The 20,545-nt window shown below is 65.8% G+C and carries 14 protein-coding genes; 9 read left to right on the top strand and 5 right to left on the bottom strand.

Annotation, left to right across the window (positions count from 1 at the left end; genetic code table 11):
- Nucleotides 1-155 precede the first annotated feature (155 nt).
- From E3T37_RS14965 to E3T37_RS14935, 8 genes are all read left to right on the top strand, one after another.
- Nucleotides 156-2,279: a hypothetical protein gene (locus E3T37_RS14965; RefSeq protein ID WP_134368065.1), complete on the top strand. Its 2,124-nt coding sequence runs from the start codon at nucleotides 156-158 to the stop codon at nucleotides 2,277-2,279.
- Entirely contained in the window at nucleotides 2,279-3,898 is a 1,620-nt protein-coding gene (locus tag E3T37_RS14960) for a class I SAM-dependent DNA methyltransferase (protein ID WP_134368064.1), read from the top strand. Before E3T37_RS14965 ends, E3T37_RS14960 begins: the two co-directional genes overlap by 1 nt.
- Nucleotides 3,891-5,054, top strand: a complete 1,164-nt coding sequence (locus E3T37_RS14955) for a restriction endonuclease subunit S (RefSeq protein ID WP_134368063.1) — start codon at nucleotides 3,891-3,893, stop codon at nucleotides 5,052-5,054. The genes E3T37_RS14960 and E3T37_RS14955 overlap by 8 nt, the downstream gene beginning before the upstream one ends.
- Nucleotides 5,054-8,242: a type I restriction endonuclease subunit R gene (locus E3T37_RS14950; RefSeq protein ID WP_134368062.1), complete on the top strand. Its 3,189-nt coding sequence runs from the start codon at nucleotides 5,054-5,056 to the stop codon at nucleotides 8,240-8,242. The genes E3T37_RS14955 and E3T37_RS14950 overlap by 1 nt, the downstream gene beginning before the upstream one ends.
- A gap of 886 nt (nucleotides 8,243-9,128) precedes the next feature.
- Nucleotides 9,129-9,302: a CsbD family protein gene (locus tag E3T37_RS14945; protein ID WP_134368061.1), complete on the top strand. Its 174-nt coding sequence runs from the start codon at nucleotides 9,129-9,131 to the stop codon at nucleotides 9,300-9,302.
- Nucleotides 9,303-9,353: 51 nt separating this feature from the next.
- Nucleotides 9,354-9,518 carry a hypothetical protein gene (locus E3T37_RS16945; protein ID WP_166787179.1) on the top strand — a complete coding sequence of 55 codons (165 nt, stop codon included), beginning with the start codon at nucleotides 9,354-9,356 and terminating at the stop codon, nucleotides 9,516-9,518.
- A gap of 383 nt (nucleotides 9,519-9,901) precedes the next feature.
- Nucleotides 9,902-12,115, top strand: a complete 2,214-nt coding sequence (locus E3T37_RS14940) for a malate synthase G (protein ID WP_241975745.1) — start codon at nucleotides 9,902-9,904, stop codon at nucleotides 12,113-12,115.
- Nucleotides 12,116-12,320: 205 nt separating this feature from the next.
- A complete protein-coding gene (locus E3T37_RS14935) occupies nucleotides 12,321-15,194 on the top strand; it encodes an alkaline phosphatase family protein (RefSeq protein WP_134368060.1) in 2,874 nt (957 codons plus the stop codon).
- A 179-nt stretch (nucleotides 15,195-15,373) separates the two neighbouring features.
- Here the strand turns inward: E3T37_RS14935 and E3T37_RS14930 are convergent, their stop codons facing one another.
- A complete protein-coding gene (locus E3T37_RS14930) occupies nucleotides 15,374-16,723 on the bottom strand; it encodes an HNH endonuclease signature motif containing protein (RefSeq protein WP_134368059.1) in 1,350 nt (449 codons plus the stop codon).
- Between the two features lie 192 nt (nucleotides 16,724-16,915).
- Between E3T37_RS14930 and E3T37_RS14925 the strand changes: the two genes are divergently transcribed.
- Nucleotides 16,916-17,842, top strand: coding sequence for an aldo/keto reductase family oxidoreductase (locus tag E3T37_RS14925; RefSeq protein ID WP_134368058.1), 927 nt, complete (start codon nucleotides 16,916-16,918; stop codon nucleotides 17,840-17,842).
- Here E3T37_RS14925 and E3T37_RS14920 read toward each other — a convergent pair.
- From E3T37_RS14920 to E3T37_RS16940, 4 genes are all read right to left on the bottom strand, one after another.
- Nucleotides 17,814-18,464, bottom strand: a complete 651-nt coding sequence (locus tag E3T37_RS14920; protein ID WP_134368057.1) for a hypothetical protein — start codon at nucleotides 18,462-18,464, stop codon at nucleotides 17,814-17,816. The two genes, E3T37_RS14925 and E3T37_RS14920, sit on opposite strands and share 29 nt — an antisense overlap.
- A gap of 103 nt (nucleotides 18,465-18,567) precedes the next feature.
- Nucleotides 18,568-19,158, bottom strand: coding sequence for a DUF3618 domain-containing protein (locus E3T37_RS14915; RefSeq protein WP_134368056.1), 591 nt, complete (start codon nucleotides 19,156-19,158; stop codon nucleotides 18,568-18,570).
- On the bottom strand, nucleotides 19,155-19,571 hold the full coding sequence (locus E3T37_RS14910) for a phage holin family protein (RefSeq protein ID WP_134368055.1): 417 nt from the start codon (nucleotides 19,569-19,571) through the stop codon (nucleotides 19,155-19,157). Before E3T37_RS14910 ends, E3T37_RS14915 begins: the two co-directional genes overlap by 4 nt.
- A complete protein-coding gene (locus tag E3T37_RS16940) occupies nucleotides 19,568-20,320 on the bottom strand; it encodes a hypothetical protein (RefSeq protein ID WP_160141107.1) in 753 nt (250 codons plus the stop codon). The genes E3T37_RS14910 and E3T37_RS16940 overlap by 4 nt, the downstream gene beginning before the upstream one ends.
- Between the last annotated feature and the right edge of the window lie 225 nt (nucleotides 20,321-20,545).

Here is a 20,545-nt window from a genome sequence, read left to right as displayed (position 1 = left end):
CTGAAACTTCGGGTGAATCAGGCACAACGTCACGCTAGGGCCCAGCAGATGGCCAAGAACCTAAACAATCTGATAACAGGGGTTATCAGCATCGCGACCTGAAAACATCCCACGTGCCCTAGCCTGAACTCACACGACGATAGGGGGGAGCGCAGATGACCGAGCAAGGCCCGGCCCTCCTGCTGACGATGTCCGACGTCGCCGCCCTGGCCCGTGTGCAGCGCCCGGTTGTCTCGGTCTGGCGCTCCCGTGCCGCCGACAGTGACTCCCCGTTCCCGGCGCCCGTCACTCGGCTGCGCGGGCGGGAGCTGTTCGACGCCCGCCAGGTGGGCCAATGGCTGGCCGAGACGCACCGCGGCAACAACCCCGAGGCGTCAGCGGATGCCGCAGCCCACGCCGTTCTCAACGACGAGACCCGTGCAGCGGAGCAGTCCTTTAGCGCGGTGACGGCCCTGCTCGCGCTGCGCAGCGTCACCGGCGGCCCGCTCGGCGCCCTCTCCGCCCGGGACCTACTCGACGCCGCCGACGAGCACGATCCCGACGACGCCCTGTTCTACCGTGAGGTGGAAGGCCTCGGCGACGGCCTGGTGTCGCTGGCGGGCTACGTGGACGACCTCGTCGAGGCGTCCTACGGCGAGGCCGCGGCCTTCGAACGCCTCATGGCCGACCGTTTCAAGCGTGACCTGCGTGACCTCAGCGACACAGCGCTCAGCGACCCGGCTCTCGACCTGATAGCCGAGACGGCGGCCGCGCTCGCCGCAACCCAGCCCGGCGATCCGGTCTTCGTCGATGCGATGGGCAGCGCGAGCGACACCATCCTGGCCATCGCCCGCGCCGAAAGCACCTCCGGTGACGTGACGGTGATCACGGCCAATGCCGACAACGAAGCCGCCCGGCTCCTGCGCCGGCGCCTCCTCGTGCACCGCATAACCCGCGCGGGCCTCGAGGTGCACGAATCGGGGGCGTTCACCGTGACGGGCACTGCGGTGCACCTCGCGCAGTTCCCCTCCGCAAATCACCCGGCGATGAGCGCGACCGCAATCCTGACGGCGATCGACCAGATCGTGCTGCAGATGGACAACGACCAGCTGGGCGTGATCCTGGCGCCCGCGTCGGTGCTCACGGATGCCGGCCTCCCGCGCGACACCGACGGCCTGCGCTCCACGATCCTGCGTTCGGGTCGGGTGCGAGCCATCGTGCGCCTGCCGGCCGGCGTCATCCGTCACAAGCCTCAGCAGTCCCAGGCCCTCTGGGTGCTCGGCGCCGCCCACGCGCACGTGCAACTCGCCGAACGCTGGACCATGGTCGCCGACCTCACCGCGACGGCCCTCGAACCGACGGTGATCGCCGACCTGGTCAGCGACCTTATCGCCACCCTGGGCGACCGCGGCACCGTGCGCGCCCACGCCTTCCGCTTCGCCCGCTTCGTTCTCACCCGCACCCTGCTCGCCAGCCGAGACTCCCTTGTGGCCGGCGCACGCCGCGCCGCACCTGGGCGCACGACCCAGGGCGCCGCGCTCGCCGTGCGGGTAGACGACCTCCTCACCATGCTGAACACCGAAACGGATGCCGCCTCCGGCCTGGCCGGGCTCGTCGCCGAGCCGACCGTCCCAACCGACCAGCGAGACTCAACCCTTCCCGCTCAGGCCGGCTCGGCCGGGACTCAGACCGTGGAACAGCTCCTGGCCGCCAAGCACCTGCGGTACGTCCAGGGCAACCGCCTCGACCCCGAGGACATCGCCCGGGGCGAGACGGATGCCGCCGGCATCCGTCTCATCGGCCCCGCCGAGGTGCTCGGCGAGAACCCGCTCGGCCGCCGACGCATCGACCGCCTCCGCTTCGCCGCCGACTACCCCGCTGGCCGCGTGACGGAACCCGGAGACTTGGTCTTCACCACGGCCCCGCACCCCGCCGCCATCGTCGACCGGGAGGGCACCTCGGTGGTGCTCTTCCCCGCCCGAATCTTGCGCATCAATCCCGAGGACCCGAACGGCCTACTCGGCGAGGTCGTCGCCGCGGATATCGCGGCGCTTCCGCCCGGGCACCGGCGCTGGCAGCGCTGGCCGCTGCGCCAGGTGCATCACCGGCAGAGTCGTGCGCTCGCCGACGCCCTCGCCTCGGTACGGTTGGAGCAGGAGCGCGCGCACGAGCGCCTCGCCCACCTCGACGAGCTCGCCGCCCTGCTCATGGCCGGCGTCACCGCCGGCAGCCTCACGGTCTCCCAGACCGCAGGCCCACAAATTTCCCACGCATTCGCTCCATTGGAAGGAACCAACTAGTGGCACCCAAGATCAAAGTCGCGGCCCTGCCGTCGACCATGAAAGAGCTGAAAGACACCCTCTGGAAGGCCGCCGACAAGCTGCGCGGCTCGATGGATGCCTCGCAGTACAAAGACGTCATCCTCGGCCTGGTCTTCCTCAAGTACGTGTCCGACGCCTTCGACGAGCGCCGTGAGCAGATCCGCACCGAGCTGGAGGCCGACGGCCTCAACGAGGACCAGATCGCCCAGCTGATCGACGACGTCGACGAGTACACCGGCCGCGGCGTGTTCTGGGTGGGCGCCCGCGCCCGCTGGACCTACCTCGCCGAGAACGCGAAGGGTCTGCCGGCCGCGCCGGGGGAGGCTCCGAAGTCGATCGGCCTGCTCATCGACGAGGCCATGGACCTGCTCTCCGCCGACAACGCCGCCCTCGCCGGTTCGCTGCCGCGCATCTACAACCGCGACGGCGTCGACCAGCGCCGCCTCGGCGAGCTGCTCGACCTGCTCAACTCGGCCCGCTTCACCGGCCACGGCGCCACGAAGGCCCGCGACATCCTCGGCGAGGTCTACGAGTACTTCCTGGAGAAGTTCGCGGCCGCAGAGGGCAAACGCGGCGGCGAGTTCTACACGCCCGCCGGCGTCGTTCGCGTGCTCGTGGAGGTGCTCGAACCCACCCACGGCCGCGTCTACGACCCCTGCTGCGGGTCGGGCGGCATGTTCGTGCAGACCGAGAAGTTCCTCGAGTCCCACCACAAGGAGGGCTCGAACATCTCCGTCTACGGGCAGGAGATGAACGAGCGCACCTGGCGCATGGCCAAGATGAACCTCGCCATCCACGGACTGAACGGCAACCTCGCCAGCCGCTGGGGCGACACCTTCGCCCGCGACCAGCACCCCGACCTGCAGGCCGACTACGTGCTCGCCAACCCGCCCTTCAACATCAAGGACTGGGCTCGCAGCGAGAGCGATCCGCGCTGGAAGTACGGCGTGCCCCCGGCCGGCAATGCCAACTACGCCTGGATCCAGCACATCATCTCCAAGCTCGCCCCGGGCGGAAGCGCCGGCGTCGTGATGGCCAACGGCTCGATGTCGTCGACTTCGGGCGGTGAGGGCGAAATCCGCGCCCAGCTCGTTGAGGCCGACCTCGTCTCCTGCATGATCGTGCTGCCCACCCAGCTGTTCCGCAGCACGGCAATCCCGGTCTGCACCTGGTTCTTCGCCAAGGACAAAATGGCTGGCGCGCACGGCAGCATCGACCGCACGGGTCAGGTGCTATTCATTGATGCACGCAACCTTGGCTACATGGTCGATCGGGCTGAGCGCGCCCTCTCCGATGAGGACATCGCGAAGATCGCGGGGACGTACTACGCCTGGCGTGGCACGGCTTCGGCAACGGACGTTGGCCTCACCTACGCGGACGAGCCCGGCTTCGCCTACTCCGCGTCGCTGGCCGAGATCAAGGCCGCAGAATATGCGCTCACCCCAGGCCGGTATGTCGGAGCGGTAGACATCGAGGACGACGGTGTGCCAATCGAGCACAAGATCGCGCGTTTGAAGGCGGAGCTATTCACTCAGTTCGAGGAGGCCGAACGTCTGGCAGACATCGTGCGCGAGCAGCTGGGGCGTGTCCATGTCTGAGTGGACAACGCTTCCGTTGGTCGAAGTGATGGAGTTTCGCGAGGGGCCAGGGGTACTGGCGAAGGATTTTCACGATCGAGGTGTACCGCTCATTCGATTGGCTGGGCTCAAGGTGGGGGCGGGCCTCCTGCAGGGTTGCAATTTCCTCGATCCAGAGCTCGCCTCAACTCGGTGGTCGCAGTTCAGGCTCGCCCTTGGGGATGTGCTGCTCAGTTCTTCCGCTTCACTTGGTGAAGTTGCGACTGTGGATCCTTCTGCGGTCGGAGCAATTCCTTACACAGGAATAATCGGATTTAGAGCTCGAGACGAACGACTCTGCCAGCGATTCATTCCCTTTGTGCTGACCGCGCCGACGTTCAAACAGCAGATCCAGGAAATGGGCGTAGGCAGCGTGATGCGCCACTTTGGGCCCAGTCACCTTCGCCAAATGAACGTGTCGATACCGCCTCGGAGAGATCAAGAAGGAATTGCGAGTGTGCTCGGGGCACTCGACGCCAAGCTTGCAGCCAACGCGAAACTCGTCGAAGGCGCTGAAAGTCTGTCTCAGACTTTGTTCAAGTCAATTGCAGGAGCGTCCACTCTGGTACCTCTCTCCGAGATGGCACGTTTCGTGAACGGCAAAGCGTTCACGAAGGGCGCCAGTGGCACCGGCAAAGTGGTTATTCGCATCGCGGAGTTGAACTCCGGCATCAGCGGATCGACCGTGTTCAGTGACGCTGAAGTCGGCGATGAATTTCTCGCACGGTCGGGTGACATACTCTTCGCGTGGTCTGGCTCCCTTACGCTCCACCGGTGGTTCCGAGGGGACGGCATCGTTAATCAGCACATCTTCAAGGTCATGCCAAACGAGCAACCGTCGTGGCTTATCTATGAGTTGCTACGAGAACGCCTCGCGTATTTCAAGGGGATCGCCGCCGACAAAGCGACGACGATGGGTCACATTCAGAGGCGACACCTTGACGAACTGGTAGCTGTCCCGAGCAGGTCTGCGATTGATCAAATTGATGACTTGATGACCGCTCTGTGGCAAAGCGCGCTTCTTGCTGAACGCGAGAGCGAATCCCTCGCAGCAACACGCGACGCACTCCTCCCGCAGCTCATGTCTGGCAAGCTTCGGGTGAGGGATGCAGAGAAAGTACTTGAGGGGGTGCTCTGATGGCGGGATTTTCGGAAGCGGAGTGGGAGCAGGTGGCGCTCGACCTGCTCAGCGAACCGCTCGGTTGGCAGCCGAAGCCGGGCGAGCAGATCGCGCCGGGCAGCGGACAGCGGGACAGCTGGGATGAGCTGCTCATCCGACCGCGGCTGCTCGACGCGCTGCGGCGGCTGAACCCGACGGTTCCGGGGGAGTACCTGGTGCAGGCGCTCGCCGAGATCGCCTCGCCGAAGTCGCAGGACGCGATCACCGAGAACCAGCGGATCCACGACTACCTGATCGACGGGTTTCGCCTCAGCTACATCGGCGACGACGGCACCGAGGTGAATCCGAGCATCCGTCTGGTTAGTGCCGAACCGTCGGAGAACGACTGGCTCGCGGTGAACCAGGTCACGCTCATCCGCGGCGACTACAAGCGGCGCTTCGACCTCGTGCTGTACTGCAACGGCATGCCGGTGAGCGTAATCGAGCTGAAGAAGGCGGGCAGCGAGACGGCGGATGTCGCCGCGGCCCACGCCCAGCTGCAGACCTACCTGCGGGAGTTTCCGATGGCGTTCCGGTTCTGCGTGTTCACGCTGGCCAGCGACGGGATCCTCGCCAAATACGGCACCCCGTTCACGCCGCTCAACCACTTCTCGCCCTGGAACGTCGACGACGACGGCACCCCGGTGAAATCCGGCGACACGAACGACTGGAACGCGACCACCGGCATGGAGATCGCTCTGCTCGGCCTGTACAACCAGGAGCGGTTCCTGCAGCTGATGCGCTCCTTCACCGCCTTTGACGAGGGCGCCGACGGGCTCGCCAAGCGTATCGCCAAACCGCACCAGTACTTCGCCGTCACCAAGGCCGTCGGCAGCACGGCGCAGGCGGTGGAGAGCAACGGCAAGGCCGGCGTGGTCTGGCACACCCAGGGCTCGGGCAAGTCGATGGAAATGGAGCTCTACACCAACCTGGTGTCGCGGCATCCGAAGCTGAAGAACCCCACGGTCGTGGTGATCACCGACCGCAACGAGCTCGACGGGCAGCTCTACGAGACGTTTGCGGCGAGCCTGCTGCTGCCGGAGAAGCCCCGGCAGATCAAGCGGCGCAGCGAGCTGCGCGACGAACTCAGCAACCGCGCCACGGGCGGCATCTACTTCACCACGCTGCAGAAGTTCGGGCGCAGCGAGGCCGAGAAGCAGGCCGGTGCGGAGCATCCGCTGCTCTCCGATCGGCGCAACATCATCGTGGTCGTCGATGAAGCGCACCGCAGCCACTACGACGACCTCGACGGCTATGCCCGCCACCTGCGCGACGCCCTCCCGCACGCCACCCTAATCGCGTTCACCGGCACGCCCATCTCCTTCGACGACCGCAACACCCGCGACGTCTTCGGCGAGTACATCGACATATACGACCTCTCCCGCGCCGTCGACGACGGCGCCACGGTGCCGGTCTACTTCGAGCCGCGCCTGATCAAGGTGAACCTGGCAACGGATGTCATGGAAGAGACCCTCGACGAGGCAGCAGACGAAGCCACCCTGGGACTGGACGACACCGAACGGGCACGGATCGAGGCATCCGTCGCGGTCGTGAACGCCGTCTACGGCGCACCGGACCGCATCGCCGCGCTGGCCGAGGACATCGTGACGCACTGGGAGAACCGGAGCGGCCAAATGACGAAGTTCATCGAGTCGCCCGGCAAGGCCATGATCGTCGGCGGAACCCGCGAGATTTGCGCGAACCTGTACGCGGCGATCGTGGCGCTCCGGCCGAAATGGCACTCCGACGACCTCGACAAGGGCGTCATCAAGGTCGTCTACTCCGGCACCGCATCGGACACGCCGCCCGTCATCGACCACGTGCGCCGCGATTCGGCCAACGCCGTGGTTAAGGCCCGGCTCAAGGACGTCGACGACGAACTGCAGCTGGTGATCGTGAAAGACATGATGCTCACCGGTTACGACTCGCCGCCGTTGCACACGCTCTACCTGGACCGACCGCTCAAGGGTGCGCTGCTCATGCAGACGCTCGCGCGCGTGAACCGCACGTTCCGCGGCAAGGAAGACGGCCTGCTCGTGGCGTATGCGCCGCTCGCCGACAACCTGGCCAAGGCACTCGGCGAATACACGAAGACCGACCAGGTCTTGAAGCCCATCGGGCGCGACGTCGACGACGCCATCGTGCTGACGTTGTCGCTCGTCGACATGCTGCGCGCGATGCTTGCCGGGTACGACTGGAAGGCAGAGCTCGCCAAGGGCGGGCCGAAACGCTACCTGAACGCCGTGACCGGCTCGGTCAACTACCTGCGGGATCCGGCGACACCCGGCAACCAGGTTGCCGAGGGCGAAGAGACCCTGGCGGCCGCGTATCGCCGCTACTCGGGGCAGCTGTCGCGGGCGTGGGCGCTGTGCTCGGGTGCCGGGTCGCAAGAGCTTGAGGAGCGCCGGCCGGAGATCCAGCTGTACGAAGAGGCTCGGGTGTGGATGGCCAAGTTCGATGCCTCGGACCGTCAGGCCCGCGGTGAGCCGGTGCCCGAGGACGTGCAGCGTCTGCTGGGCGAGCTGATCGCATCGGCGACGAGCGCGGGCGGGGTGCTCGACATCTACGAGGCTGCCGGGATGCCGAAGCCGTCGCTCGATGATCTCAGCCCGGCGTTCATGGCCAAGACGCAGCACGCGCGCAACCCGCAGCTCGCGATCGAGGCGCTGCGCAAGCTGCTCACCGATGAGGCGGTGCGCACGACGCGCAACAACCTGGTGCGCCAGCGCGCCTTCTCGGACCGGATCTTCGAGCTGATGAACAAGTACACGAACCAGCAGCTCACCTCGGCCGAGGTGATCGCGGAGCTCGTGGCCCTGGCCCGCGAGGTCGCCGCGGAGGCGAACCGCGGGGCCGGCTTCAATCCGCCGCTGAATCACGACGAGCTCGCGTTCTTCGACGCGGTGGCGCAGAACGAGTCCGCCGTCGAGGTGCAGGGCGAGACCGTGCTGGCGGACATCGCCCGCGAACTGGTGGCCGTGATGCGCCGCGACGTGCGCACCGACTGGACCGTGCGCGACGATGTGCGCGCCAAGCTGCGCTCCTCCATCAAACGGTTGCTCGTGAAGTACGGCTATCCGCCGGACCGCCAGCCGGTCGCCATCAAGCTCGTGATGGAGCAGATGGAGTCGATGGCGCCGCGGTACAGCGAAGAGCGGGCGGCATAGTTTGACTGCGCCCGGGCCGCGGCCAGAAACTTGGCGCGTTCGACGGCGCGGCCGGCAGCAAGGCCGTGGTGAACGTCTGCGGGCGTGAGTTCAAGCCGATGCCGGTGTGGTGGTGGGTATGGTTGCAGCCCTCAACGAAACGGCTCAGGAACAGGCATGCTTCACCGAGAGAGCCGAAGCGTTCTGGGCACTCCAGCTAACCGGAGTGATTTGGAGTGTGGTCTATAGCCGCGCCAGCACGCATTACCCGAGATTCGTGGGTGAAACCCGTGTCCACTCTCCGGGATCAAGGCCAGCACCGTAATCTCGCTGCGGGCATCCGGTTGTAATACTCGGGTCCCTATGCGATCAAGGAGTGCAGATCGACCCCGAAGGGGACCACGAGAGGCCAGAGCACAATCACCGCCAGACCTTCAAGAATGTTAGCGGGAACGTTCCATGCCACGAGATAGCCGTGGGTGGCGGCGACCACGACTCCGATGACCAGATATACGATCCCAATCAGACCTATACCTCGCCTGCCTGTTCCGCGTGTGCTCATTTTGCGCCTGCCATTTCCGAGTATCGTCGCTCATCTGCCATTTCGGGGCGTGATTCACACAATAGTAGCGGTGGGTCATTCGGGGAGGCCGGGGCTCCTTCCGGTTTGTTGTTCCGGGGGTGGTACGAGCGCAGTGCGGGGTTCGGACAAAACGGGTGTCGCTGCTCCGCAACCCCGCAGGTCTCGGGCCGGAATTACGGGTGGATGAGGCGGGAGCCGGTGTCTAGTCCATTGTTGAAGCCCGACCGCAAGAGTAGGTTGGTCGGAACGGGGCTCGTCCAGAACGCTGAGGATCCGATCGGCCGGCGCCGCCTCGCTGTCTTTGATTGCTGAGAGGTGTAAACAATGAGTGAGGCTGACAAGATCAAGAACGCGGCTGACAAGGCCTCGGGAAGGCTCAAGGAGAGCGCAGGCAAGATCGCTGGGGACGAGTCGCTCGAGACTGAGGGCAAGACCGACCAGGCCAAGGCGAGTCTGAAGCAGGCCGGCGAACATGTGAAAGACGTGTTCGAGAAATAGCGAACGAGGACGGTCGCCCGAAGGTTTCGAAAACATTGGAAAGGAAACACCATGAACATTCTGCTGATCGTCGTGGCCATCATCGCGGTCGTCCTCTTGCTGACGGGCGGTTTTGTGCAGTCGCTGAACTTCCTCTTGTGGGTGGGCGTGGTCCTGCTGGTGATTGCTGTGATTGCATTCTTGGTGCGCTCGATGTCGGGTCGCCGAGGCGTGTAACGGACGCGTGAACCCAGCCGAAGCCACGATGCAAGGCTGGTCCTGGTTCCTGCCGTTGCTGCTTGGGCAGGCCGGCGCCGGGGTCAACCATGCGGTCCCACTGGTCGCCCGTCGCGTTATTTGACGGTGGCGGCGTCATCGTCGTTGACGATGCTCGCGAATGAAAGAGCCCCGCCGGAGAATTCCGGTGGGGCTTTCGTCTGGATAATGACGTGGTCGTCGTCAGTGGTGACGCGGATTCATTCGCTGTTTTCGGTGAGGGCTGGCGAGTCCGCCCCGACGTGAGTTCGTTACGAAGGGGCGGTGGCGGGTGAGAGACTGGCCAGACACAGTCGGCCCAGCGGGCGCACCCGCACTAGCTGTTCTTACCAAGGAGTTCAACGATGAACATGCCCGTCGAAGCATCCGTATCACTGCCTGTCGCCGGCCTCGCGCCACGCGAACAGCGAGCAGATCTCGATGTCGCCGCTTCATTCGCCGCGTTCGTCGAGAATGAAGCCCTGCAGGGCACCGGCATCGCCGTGGACGCTTTCTGGCAGGGGTTGAGCACGCTGATCAGCGACCTCACACCCAAAAACATTGAGCTGCTCGGCATCAGGGATGACCTGCAGGCCCAAATCGATGCCTTTCATCAGGCTCACCCCGGCCAGCCTGACCCGGCCGAGTACCGCGCTTTCCTGACCGAGATCGGCTACCTCGCGCCCGAACCCGGGGACTTCACCATCACCACCTCGAACGTTGATGCGGAGATCGCGTCGCAGGCGGGGCCGCAGCTTGTTGTTCCGCTGCTTAACGCGCGGTTCGCTGTCAACGCGGCGAACGCCCGCTGGGGTTCGCTCTATGACGCGCTCTACGGCACCGACGCGATCGCGGATGACGGCGGCGCGGCCCGCGGAGACTCCTACAACGCTGTCCGGGGCGCACAGGTCATCGCGCGCGGACGCGCTCTCCTCGACCAGGCCATTCCACTCGAAAAGGGCTCGCACACGGATGCCGTCGCGTACCGCGTCGAGAACGGTGAGCTGGTCGTGGCTCTGGGGGACGGATCATCCGTCGCCCTGGCCGACCCGTCGGCGCTGGTCGGTTATCGAGGCGAGCCGTCGCAACCGTCGTCTCTGCTCTTCCTGCACCACGGACTGCACCTCGACGTGATCATCGACCGGGCCGCACTCATCGGGGCCACGGATGCCGCGGGCATTCAGGACATCGTGCTCGAGTCCGCGGTCACCACGATCATGGACCTCGAAGACTCGGTTGCAGCCGTCGACGCCGAGGACAAGGTGCTCGGCTACCGCAACTGGCGCGAGCTCATGCGCGGCACCCTGAGCGAGACCGTCCGGAAGGGTGCCGGCGTCTTCACGCGCACCATGAACGGCGACCGCGTTTACACGGCACCCGACGGCGGCGAGCTGACGCTGCCCGGCCGGAGCCTGCTGCTGGTGCGCAACGTCGGGCACCTGATGCAGACCGAAACCGTGCGGGATGCGTCCGGCGTCGAGGTCTTCGAAGGAATTCTCGACGCGGTGCTGACCGTGCTCGGTTCGTTCCCCGATCTCGTCGGCGAGACCCGCGGCGGCAACTCCCGCACCGGTTCGGTGTACATCGTCAAGCCGAAGATGCACGGCCCCGACGAGGTGGCGTTCACCGTCGACCTGTTCGCGCGGGTGGAGAAGCTCCTGGGCCTGCCCCCGCTCACCGTGAAGGTGGGGATCATGGACGAAGAACGGCGAACGACGCTGAATCTGCGGGCGTGCATCGCCGTCGCCGCGGAGCGCATCGTCTTCATCAACACGGGATTCCTCGACCGTACCGGCGACGAGATTCACACCTCCATGCACGCCGGGCCGATGGCCACCAAGAGCGAGATCCGTTCCATGCCCTTCATGGCGGCCTACGAGAACGCGAACGTCGACGCCGGCCTCGCGGCGGGTTTCCCCGGCCGGGCCCAGATCGGCAAGGGCATGTGGGCCATGCCCGATCTCATGCACGACATGCTCGAGAAGAAGATCGCGCACCCCCTGTCCGGCGCCACCACCGCCTGGGTCCCGTCTCCCACGGCGGCGACACTGCACGCGACCCACTATCACGAGGTCGACGTGGCCGTCCGTCAGCGCGAACTGGCCGGGCGCACTCGTCAGGCGCTCGACCCGATTCTGGTCCTCCCGCTCGCCGAACGAGAGCTCAGCGACGAAGAGCGCCAGACCGAGCTCGACGACAACGTACAGTCGATCCTCGGCTATGTCGTTCGATGGGTCGATCAGGGGGTCGGCTGTTCCAAGGTTCCCGACATTCACGGCGTCGGGCTCATGGAGGACCGCGCGACCCTGCGCATCTCCAGTCAGCTCCTCGCGAACTGGCTCACCCACGGCGTGATCAGCAAGACGGATGTCGACGCGAGCCTCGGGCAACTGGCTGCGGTCGTCGATGCGCAGAATGCCGGTGACCCGACCTACGAAGCACTGATCGGGTCGACCGGACCCGGGCTCGCATTCATGGCTGCCCGTCGGCTCATCCTTGAGGGCGCATCCTCGCCCAACGGATACACCGAGCCGATCCTGCACCAGGTGCGGAGGGCGAAGAAGCTCCAGTCCCAGTGATTGGAGTCCGCCGGGTTGAAGCGCTGCAGAGCACTGCTTCAATCCGGCGGGCGCCCCTGCGCTGATCGCGCTTCCTGCCGTTGGTCAGCGGTAACCGCCCATTCATCGGTTGTTTGGCTGCACACCCTGGGGTTCTGTAAGTGTCTGTTTTGCGCCTCTGACGAGGCTACATCGGCACAACGGACTCCGGAAAATGGGTATGTAAATGAACAGCAAATCACCGCGGAGCGGGCATTCCCGCCTGCGCCATCTCTGTTCCCTGGCTGCTGGCCATCGAATTCTCGCTGTCACCGCCGGAGGCTGCGCCCTTGCTCTACTCGGCGGGGGCATCGCCACCGCGTCGACGCTCGGGTTCGGCGACCAGCAGGTCGGAAGCCTGTACAGCGGCGCGGAACAGATCTCATCAGATCAGACGCTTCAGCCCATCGGTGACCGACTGATGACGCCGTTCGGCAAGCTCATGGGCTCGGTCGTCAGCCCCGACGGCCGCTTCCTCGCCGGAACCAGCGCCGACCGTTCGGTCGACCTGCAGGTCTTCGACCTCAAGACGTACAAGCCGGTCGCAGCAGCGGGCACCCTTGCTGCCGCGAAGTTCGCGACCGCGGCGACTGACGCCGGGTTCGGGAACATGGCCTACCTCAAGATTTCCGACGGCACCGTCGGTCAGGAGGGACCGATTTTCTCCCCAGACGGGAAGTTCCTCTTCGTGTCAGTCGCCACCGGCATCGTCCGGTATCCGTTCAACGCGGACGGCTCGCTCGGGGCCGGCACCAAGATCAGCATCCCGACCGTCGGTGGCCACAAGGCGCTGACCGCCGGCATGGCCTTCTCTGCCGACGGCTCGACCCTCTACGCTGCCGTCAACGGTCAGAACTCGGCGGTCGCAATCGACCCGGCCACGGGCACGATCAAGCAGACCTTTGCCGTGGGCATCGCTCCGCGCCAGCTGAAGCTCATCGACAGCATGCTCTACGTCACGAACGAGGGCGGTCGCCAGGCCGTCGCGGGTGACACGACAATGGACTCCTACGGCACGCAGGTGCCCGCCGACACCACTCTGGGCACCTCCACGACGGGCACGGTCAGCGTCATCGACACGGCGAACCCGTCGACGCCGGTCTCGTCGATCCCGGTTGAACTGCACCCGACAGCGATGTACCTCGACGGCACCACCCTGTACGTGGCCAACACGAACAGCGACACCATCTCGGTCATCGATACGAAGACCAACACGGTCATGCAGACCATCGCCACCCAGCCGTGGGCCTCCTCGACGACCGGCTACGAGCCGACCGCGATCACCATGCAGGACAACCACCTGCTGGTGTCTCTCGGCCGCGCCAACGCCATCGCGGTGTACACGGTCAACAGGAAGGACCCGCGCGACCCGGCCAGTTCCATCGGCCTGCTACCGACGGACTACTTCCCGGAGAACGTCAGCTCGGTCAACGGCCAGATCGTGGTCACCAACACGCGTGGCATCGACGCGCGCGGCCCGGCGCTGACCTACGACAAGGGGCAGGGCACCACCCCCGCGACCGGTCACGGCAGTCACTCGACGACCGCCTCGCTCACCCGGTTCACCCTGCCGAGTGACCAGGAAATCAAGAAATACACCGCGACGGTATTTGCCCAGAACGGCTGGGATGCCACCTCGCTCAAGCAGGCCCAGGGCGAGAACGAGTCAGTCCAGGCCATCCCGAAACGCATCGGGGATCCGTCGGCCATCAAGCACGTGTTCCTCATCGTCAAGGAGAACCGCAGCTACGACCAGCTCTTCGGCGACATGAAGCAAGGCAACGGCGACCCCTCGCTCACGCAGTTCGGCCAGAAAGTCACCCCGAACCAGCACGCGCTTGCGACCCAGTTCGGCCTGTACGACAACACGTACGACATCGGGACGAACTCGGCTGAGGGCCACAACTGGCTCATGCAGGGCGACAACCCGGCATACAGCGAGACCAGCGCGGGCGAGTACGCCCGCTCGTACGACACGGAGGAGGACGTGCTGGGCCACCAGCGCTCCGGCTTCCTCTGGAACTCGATCCAGGCCGCCGGCAAGACCGCCAGGAACTTCGGTGAGTTCGAATACGGCGAGGGCAAGCCGGCCGGTGCGACCTGGCAGCAGTACTACTGCGCGGCGAAGGATGTCACGGCCGGCGGTGACCCCGCCCAGCTGTTCACCCCGTCGCTTCAGCTTCACGCCAGCTCCGTCATTCCGTCTCTCAACGCGATCACGGACCCGAACGCCGCGCCGTTCGACCTCGCGATACCCGACATCTACCGCTACCAGACCTGGAAGCAGAACTTCGAGAAGAACGGTCCGGCCAACCTCAACATGATGTGGCTGTCGAGCGACCACACCGGCGGCACCGCAGACCCGGAGGCCCAGGTCGCTGACAACGACCTCGCGGTCGGCAAGATCGTCGAAGAGATCTCCCACTCTCCCTACTGGAAAGACTCGGCGATCTTCATTGCCGAGGACGACACCCAGGACGGCGCCGACCACGTCGACGGCCACCGCGCTCCCGTTCAGGTGATCAGCCCGTATGCGGTGCACGGCAAGACCGTCAGCACGTATTACTCGCAGATCAGCATGGTCCGCACCATCGAGCAGATCCTCGGCGCCCAACCGCTGAACCAGAAGCTCGCCGCGGCGACGCCGATGACGGATGCGTTCACCAACAAAGCCGACCTGACTCCGTATGACGCGGTGCTCAACCAGGTGCCGCTGACCGAGGGCGTGGTGACCGCGCCCGCCTGCGGCTACGACACGCTCGGCACGACCGGCGCAGAGGCGGACGCGGTGAACGCCGCCGCCGCCAAGGCCGCTGAGATCCCTGCGGCTGAGAAAACCGTCGCTGCCAAGTGGCAGAGGTGGGCCGAGAAGCAGCACTTCACCGGAACCGCTCACCACGACGCGGTGGCGGACTTCAACAACCCGGACCTGATGAACCGCTGGACCTGGTACCAGACCCACCACTGGACGTCTCCGTACCCTGGGGACGCGAAGATCTACGGGCCTGACGATGTCCCCGGTATCCCGGCGGGCTCGACCAACGAGAACGACGACCACTGATAATGCTCGATCGGCTGGCCGCCGATCACTGATCGCCAGTGAGCACCGGGCCCGATGGGACATCCGTCGGGCCCGGTGCTGGGCCCGAGAGTGAATCAGCGCGACAGCGCTACTGATGTGCTGTCGCTTCACTGTCTCGGTGTCCATCTCGGTGTGCCCAATAGAGCTCGGCGTGCCCCTCAGAACGGTGGGGGTTCGTCCGACTCCGGCGGCCGCGTCTTCGCGTCGGCCGGCCGCACCTGCTCCGGTGGTGGCCCAGCCTTCGATCTTCGCCAACTTTCCGGCGGGCGGATGATCGTGACCGGTTCGCTGATGAACCTGCGCCCGGTCGGGGATGTCCACTCGAGTGTGCCGTCCGGTAGGTGCACGTAGCTCCATCGCGTCTCCGACTTCAGCGCGTGGTCGGCCGGACACAGGTGCGCGAGATTGTCGTGCGCGGTCAGCCCCTCGAACTGCCAGTCCAGGGTATGGTCGAGGTCGCAGTGCGCTGCCGCCCGCCGGCAACCCGGCCACCGGCAGGTCGCATCTCGCACCCTCAAATACCGTTTCAGGTCTTTCGGCACCTTGTACCGGGTGCGGCCCACCGACAGCACCGCCCCGGTCTCGGGATGGGTCAGGATGCGGATGAAACTCGGGGCCCGCGCCGCGATCTCCCTGGCCGTATCCGGGTCGATCGGCCCGTACCCCTCGAGCTCGCCGGGCTCCTCGGAGTGGCCGAGGAGCGTCATCACCGGGACGGTGACATGCACGGTGCCGCGGATTCCCCTGCCGACGCCCGACGCGGTGACCCCGTCGAGGATGAGGTCCGCGAACGTGTCCGCGCGCAGCTGAGTCAACGTGCGTTTCTCGCCCGGGCCCTGCGAACTCAACGCAGTCACCGTGAGCCGGTCGTACCCGGCCTTCACCTTCTCCGCGGAGTCGTACCAGTGCAGCGAGGCCATCCCATCGGGCTCCGGCTCGAAGAAGACTCTGCGGTCGGCCACGGACTTCTGATGCCGGGCCCTGATCGATTCCGGGTGCAGCCGTTCCCGCAGCACCCGGGCCCGGTGTTTGAGGTTCGAGACGGTCAGGTGGGGTGCCGACTTCAGCAGGGCCTGCTCGAACCCGGCCAGCGCCTCGGCTGGGAGGGACCAGGCCTGATTGATCAGCGCCTGCGCGTGCCGGTAGGTGATCGCCCCGTTCTGCAGGGCTGCCCGGGTGCCCGGCAGTTCGTTCATGAGGGTGTGGCTCTCGGCGATCAGGGTCTCCGCCGACCGCACCGGCAACCGCAGCGTGCAGGCCAGCTCGGTCACGAACTCCCGCTCGGCGATCATCGCGGCGTCCCACCCGGCGCGGGGCACCCGCGCGGCCAGCGAGAGTGCCGCCGGGTCCCGGGCGGCGTCCCGCACCACCGCCTCGGCGAACCGCCGTGCCTGATCGACCTGCTCGGCGAGGCGAGCGTCCACCCGGGCGGCCTCCGCCTGCGTCTCCCGGATCGCGTCGAAATGACGACCCAGGGTCTCCATCTGCTCCACAACTGAGGGCTTCATGAGACACACGATACGGGCACCCACCGACATTCAACGGCCCAAACGGGCACCCACCAGTGCCCTGTGGAGAACCTGATCAAACGCTATTTGTGGAGGGGCCGCGCGCCTCCGGAACCGGTCTAAGCGACGCTGGGCTTGGGGACCCTCAAAGCGTCCGCGCCGCGGGAATTCGAAGTAAGGCAGGATGGATTGATGAAGATCTACAACCCTCCACGCACGAACCTGCAAGCATCCAATGTCATTCTCGGCTTGATGAGGATCTCGGAACTGGGGGATGAGGAGATCCGCACTCTCGTCGGCACCGCTCGGGATGCCGGCATCAACTTCTTCGACCACGCCGATATTTACGGTGGGGCCCACGGGTGTGAAAAGCGGTTCGGTGACGCGGTCACGTTCACGGACGCAGAGCGTGAGTCGGTCATCATCCAGTCCAAGGTCGGCATCCGGCAGGGCTTCTTCGATTTCTCCAGGGAACACATCCTCCGCTCGGTCGACGAGTCCCTCGCGGCGCTGAACCTCGACTACCTGGACATCCTGCTGCTGCACCGTCCGGACACCCTGGTCGAGCCCGAGGAGGTCGCTTCGGCGTTCGACGCCCTGCACGCCGCGGGGAAGGTGCGCAACTTCGGCGTCTCCAACCAGACGCCTGGGGTGATCGAACTTCTGAAGCGATCAGTCAACCAGCCGCTCGCCTTCAACCAGGTGCAGCTGAGCATCACCCACGCGCCGTTGATCTCCCAGGGAGTCGCCGCCAACATGGCAGGGCTGGAACAGTCCGTTGTTCGGGACAACGGGCTCCTCGAGTACAGCAGACTGAACGACATCACCCTGCAAGCCTGGTCGCCGTTCCAGAGCGGCAACTTCGACGGTGCGTTCGTGGGCGACCGGGAGCATTACGGCCCGCTCAATGACGCGCTCGAGGAAATCGCCGCCGCCCACGGCGTCACGCCCACGGGGATCGCTGTCGCCTGGATCACCAGGCACCCGGCCAACATTCAGGTGGTCCTGGGCACGACCAAGCCCGCGCGAGTGGTGGAGTCCGCCGCCGGGTCCGATATCCCGCTCAGCCGTGAGGAGTGGTACCGCCTCTTCACGGCCGCGGGACACGCCCTCCCGTAAGGCCCGATCTCCAGGCCCGGGAACGAAGCAGGGTGAAGGACCCATCTCTCACGGGGAGCGTGCTCCCGGAGGATGACACCCTCTGACCTGGATCGCTGGAGGTGGCGAGTTCCCATTCCTGGTTGGGAGAGGAGGGAATGGTGAACTCCACCTCCTTCGGGCCGGCGTTAAGCAGGGACGCAAACGCGTCCGCGCCGACGTGCTCCAGAATGAAGGCCATCGCCTGGGCGTCCACGTCATCCCAATCCGCGTCACTGAACTTTTCGGCATCCGCTCGCAAGACCCGCACTGTGTCGCCCGTGCCGGCATCGGGGGACTGCCGGAACCAGTTGGGGCGCAGGGCCGGATTTTCTTGGCGCAGCGTGAGGAGGTCACGCGTGAAGGCAAGCATCTCGTGGTCGACCGCATCCCAGTCGAACCAGGAGATTTCGTTGTCCTGGCAGCAGTCGTTGTTGTCGTCGCCCTGGCTGCGGCCTGGTTCGTCGCCGCCGAGGATCATGGGCAGGCCCGCCGAGAACAGCATTGTGGCCATCAGGTTACGGTGCATCAGGTCGTGGCGGTCGTTGACGTCGGCGTCGCCGTCCTGCCGAGTGAGCGTCGTGGCCAGGAGAGAGGGGGTCATCGGTTCCTTTCCAGGGACAGCACGAGGTGCAAACGAGGTGAAACCCGGCGGCCGGTCAGACCCAACTGCGTGAGCGGGTCGACCGTGCCGCCGGGAGCCGGCGCTAATGGCCCGGGGTCTGCCCCGCGTGCTTTGCTTCGTCGCGCACCTCGCTGACGGCGTCGGTGGTCTCGGATTTGACGGTGGCTGCCGCATCCGTGGCCGTGTCCTTCACGGCATCCGCGGCATCGGTGAGCGGCTGCTTGAGGTGCTCGCCGACCTGCTTTGCGGCGTCGGTCACTTCCTGCACCAGCGGCTCAGCGGCTTCGGTGACCTTGCCGGCGATTCGCTTCTCCGTGGTGCTCGCGGGGACCATCGACGACGCCAGCCAGCCGACCCCGAAGGCGATCAGGCCGATGGCCAGGGGGTTGCCCTTCGCTTTCTGTGCGGCGTGGTGTGCTGCGTCGGAGGCGTCGTCGGCGAGGCCGCTCAGCGAATCGCCCGCGTCGGAGGCGGAACCCATCAACTTGTCTTTCACAGAGCCCACGGCTCCTTTCACTTTGTCGGTCTGGCGTTGCATGATTTTGCCCGGCGTGACCTTGTCGGCCAGGGCGTCGACGTCGCTGCCGAGTTCGCGGCGCGTGATTTCGATCTCGGCGCGGAGGACGTCCGGGTCGGTGCTGGTGCTGGTGCTGGGAGAAATGTCGGTGCTCATCGGTTTTCCTCATTTCGTTTGAGTGCGTCTGGAATGTGCTTCAAAGAATCGACGGTGCGTGGCGCGCCCTGAACGGTATTGAGTTCTTTGCGGCCCAGGACATATAGCACGGCGGCCACGATTCCCCAGACCAGGGCGACGATGAACGCCGCCCAGGCGATGTCCATGACCTGGCCGAGTCCCCACCAGCCCGCGAGCGAGAGGAAGAGAACGGTGAGATGGCCGGCATAGCCCGCGCCCCCGAGCAGGCCGGCTCCCTTGCCCGCGCGGGTGGCGGACTGGCGCACTTCCGCCTTCGCGAGCGCGACCTCCTGGCGCATGAGTGTGGACACGTCACGGGTGACCTCGGTGAGCAGGTCACCCAGGGAGGTTTCGGCGGCCTTGACCTCGGACGGGGTGTGCAGGTCGGTCATCGCGGCATCCCACCGAGGTCGGGGTTGGTGGAGTACTCGGAGTTGGATCCGTACGCGGGAGTGGCGGTGTAGTCGGGGTTGGTGACGGCGTATCCGGGGGTCGCGGCGGCGTAACCGGGCGTGACCTTGGACTCGCGGGTGGGCTCCTCGGCAGAGTCCTTGGACTCCTCGATCACCCCGCGCGTCAGCCGTCCGGCGAGGACACCCGCTACGGCGGCGATGGCAATAAAGGTTCCGGGCTTGCGCCGGGCGTAGTTCTTCACCTCGCCGAGGAGGGAGCCCGGGTCGCGCTGGTCCAGCCAGTCTGCGATCCCGGCGGCTCGCGTGGCGGCCTGCTGGGCGAGGTCGCTGGCCACTCCCTGGGTTTCGGATTTCCCGGCCATCGCGCCGAACTCGTCGCCGAGTGAACGGATGCCTGAGGCTACCCGCTTCTGCTGGGCTGCGGCCTGGTCGGCGAGTTCCGACTGGGTTTCGCGGTAGAGGTCCTTGGCCTGCTTCTTGGTCTCAGAGCCGACCTTATGAATCTCTTCCTTGGTGACGCCGGCGACGTGCTGACCGGCGGCGACCGATGTGTCCTTGACATCGGCGGCCCGGTCTCCGACGGTGGGGCTCTGGTCCGCTGTGACGGGGGCGACGTTGCTGTCGAGGCGGCTGGACTCTACGGTGTCCGTGTTGAAGGTGCTCTCTCTGGCCGTGTTGAAGTCAAATCCGGCGGCACCGGGGGCAAATGTTGGATCGGCGTTGGACATGGCTCTCCTTCGAAATGTGGACGGGCCCGTCGACGATGACCGACGGCATTCCCGGGTGGCATTCATCATGATTCGGCGCCGGGAGGCAGCGCAAGCAAGCTGAGAAAACTCGCGAATCTTGCCAGAATGCGTGACGAAATGGGAGAAATCCCGTCATTAAAGATTGTCTTCCAGCACCGTCGGAAAGCGCCCGCAAGAGGCCCAGCGCTAGCTCCGCGTCGGGAG

The organism is Cryobacterium sp. TMT2-10 (assembly GCF_004403075.1).
Lineage (GTDB): Bacteria > Actinomycetota > Actinomycetes > Actinomycetales > Microbacteriaceae > Cryobacterium > Cryobacterium shii.
Note: the sequence above shows the minus strand (reverse complement) of the source record. Positions and strands in the feature narration are given on the sequence as shown.

Excerpts from the sequence above, each read along its gene's own strand:
- E3T37_RS14930 (WP_134368059.1), bottom strand. The coding sequence starts at position 16,723 with ATGAAGCCCTCAGTTGTGGAGCAGATGGAGACCCTGGGTCGTCATTTC.
- E3T37_RS14950 (WP_134368062.1), top strand. The coding sequence starts at position 5,054 with ATGGCGGGATTTTCGGAAGCGGAGTGGGAGCAGGTGGCGCTCGACCTG.
- E3T37_RS14910 (WP_134368055.1), bottom strand. The coding sequence starts at position 19,571 with ATGACCGACCTGCACACCCCGTCCGAGGTCAAGGCCGCCGAAACCTCC.
- E3T37_RS14925 (WP_134368058.1), top strand. The coding sequence starts at position 16,916 with ATGAAGATCTACAACCCTCCACGCACGAACCTGCAAGCATCCAATGTC.
- E3T37_RS14935 (WP_134368060.1), top strand. The coding sequence starts at position 12,321 with ATGAACAGCAAATCACCGCGGAGCGGGCATTCCCGCCTGCGCCATCTC.
- E3T37_RS14965 (WP_134368065.1), top strand. The coding sequence starts at position 156 with ATGACCGAGCAAGGCCCGGCCCTCCTGCTGACGATGTCCGACGTCGCC.
- E3T37_RS16945 (WP_166787179.1), top strand. The coding sequence starts at position 9,354 with ATGAACATTCTGCTGATCGTCGTGGCCATCATCGCGGTCGTCCTCTTG.
- E3T37_RS14940 (WP_241975745.1), top strand. The coding sequence starts at position 9,902 with ATGAACATGCCCGTCGAAGCATCCGTATCACTGCCTGTCGCCGGCCTC.
- E3T37_RS14955 (WP_134368063.1), top strand. The coding sequence starts at position 3,891 with ATGTCTGAGTGGACAACGCTTCCGTTGGTCGAAGTGATGGAGTTTCGC.
- E3T37_RS16940 (WP_160141107.1), bottom strand. The coding sequence starts at position 20,320 with ATGTCCAACGCCGATCCAACATTTGCCCCCGGTGCCGCCGGATTTGAC.
- E3T37_RS14945 (WP_134368061.1), top strand. The coding sequence starts at position 9,129 with ATGAGTGAGGCTGACAAGATCAAGAACGCGGCTGACAAGGCCTCGGGA.
- E3T37_RS14915 (WP_134368056.1), bottom strand. The coding sequence starts at position 19,158 with ATGAGCACCGACATTTCTCCCAGCACCAGCACCAGCACCGACCCGGAC.
- E3T37_RS14920 (WP_134368057.1), bottom strand. The coding sequence starts at position 18,464 with ATGACCCCCTCTCTCCTGGCCACGACGCTCACTCGGCAGGACGGCGAC.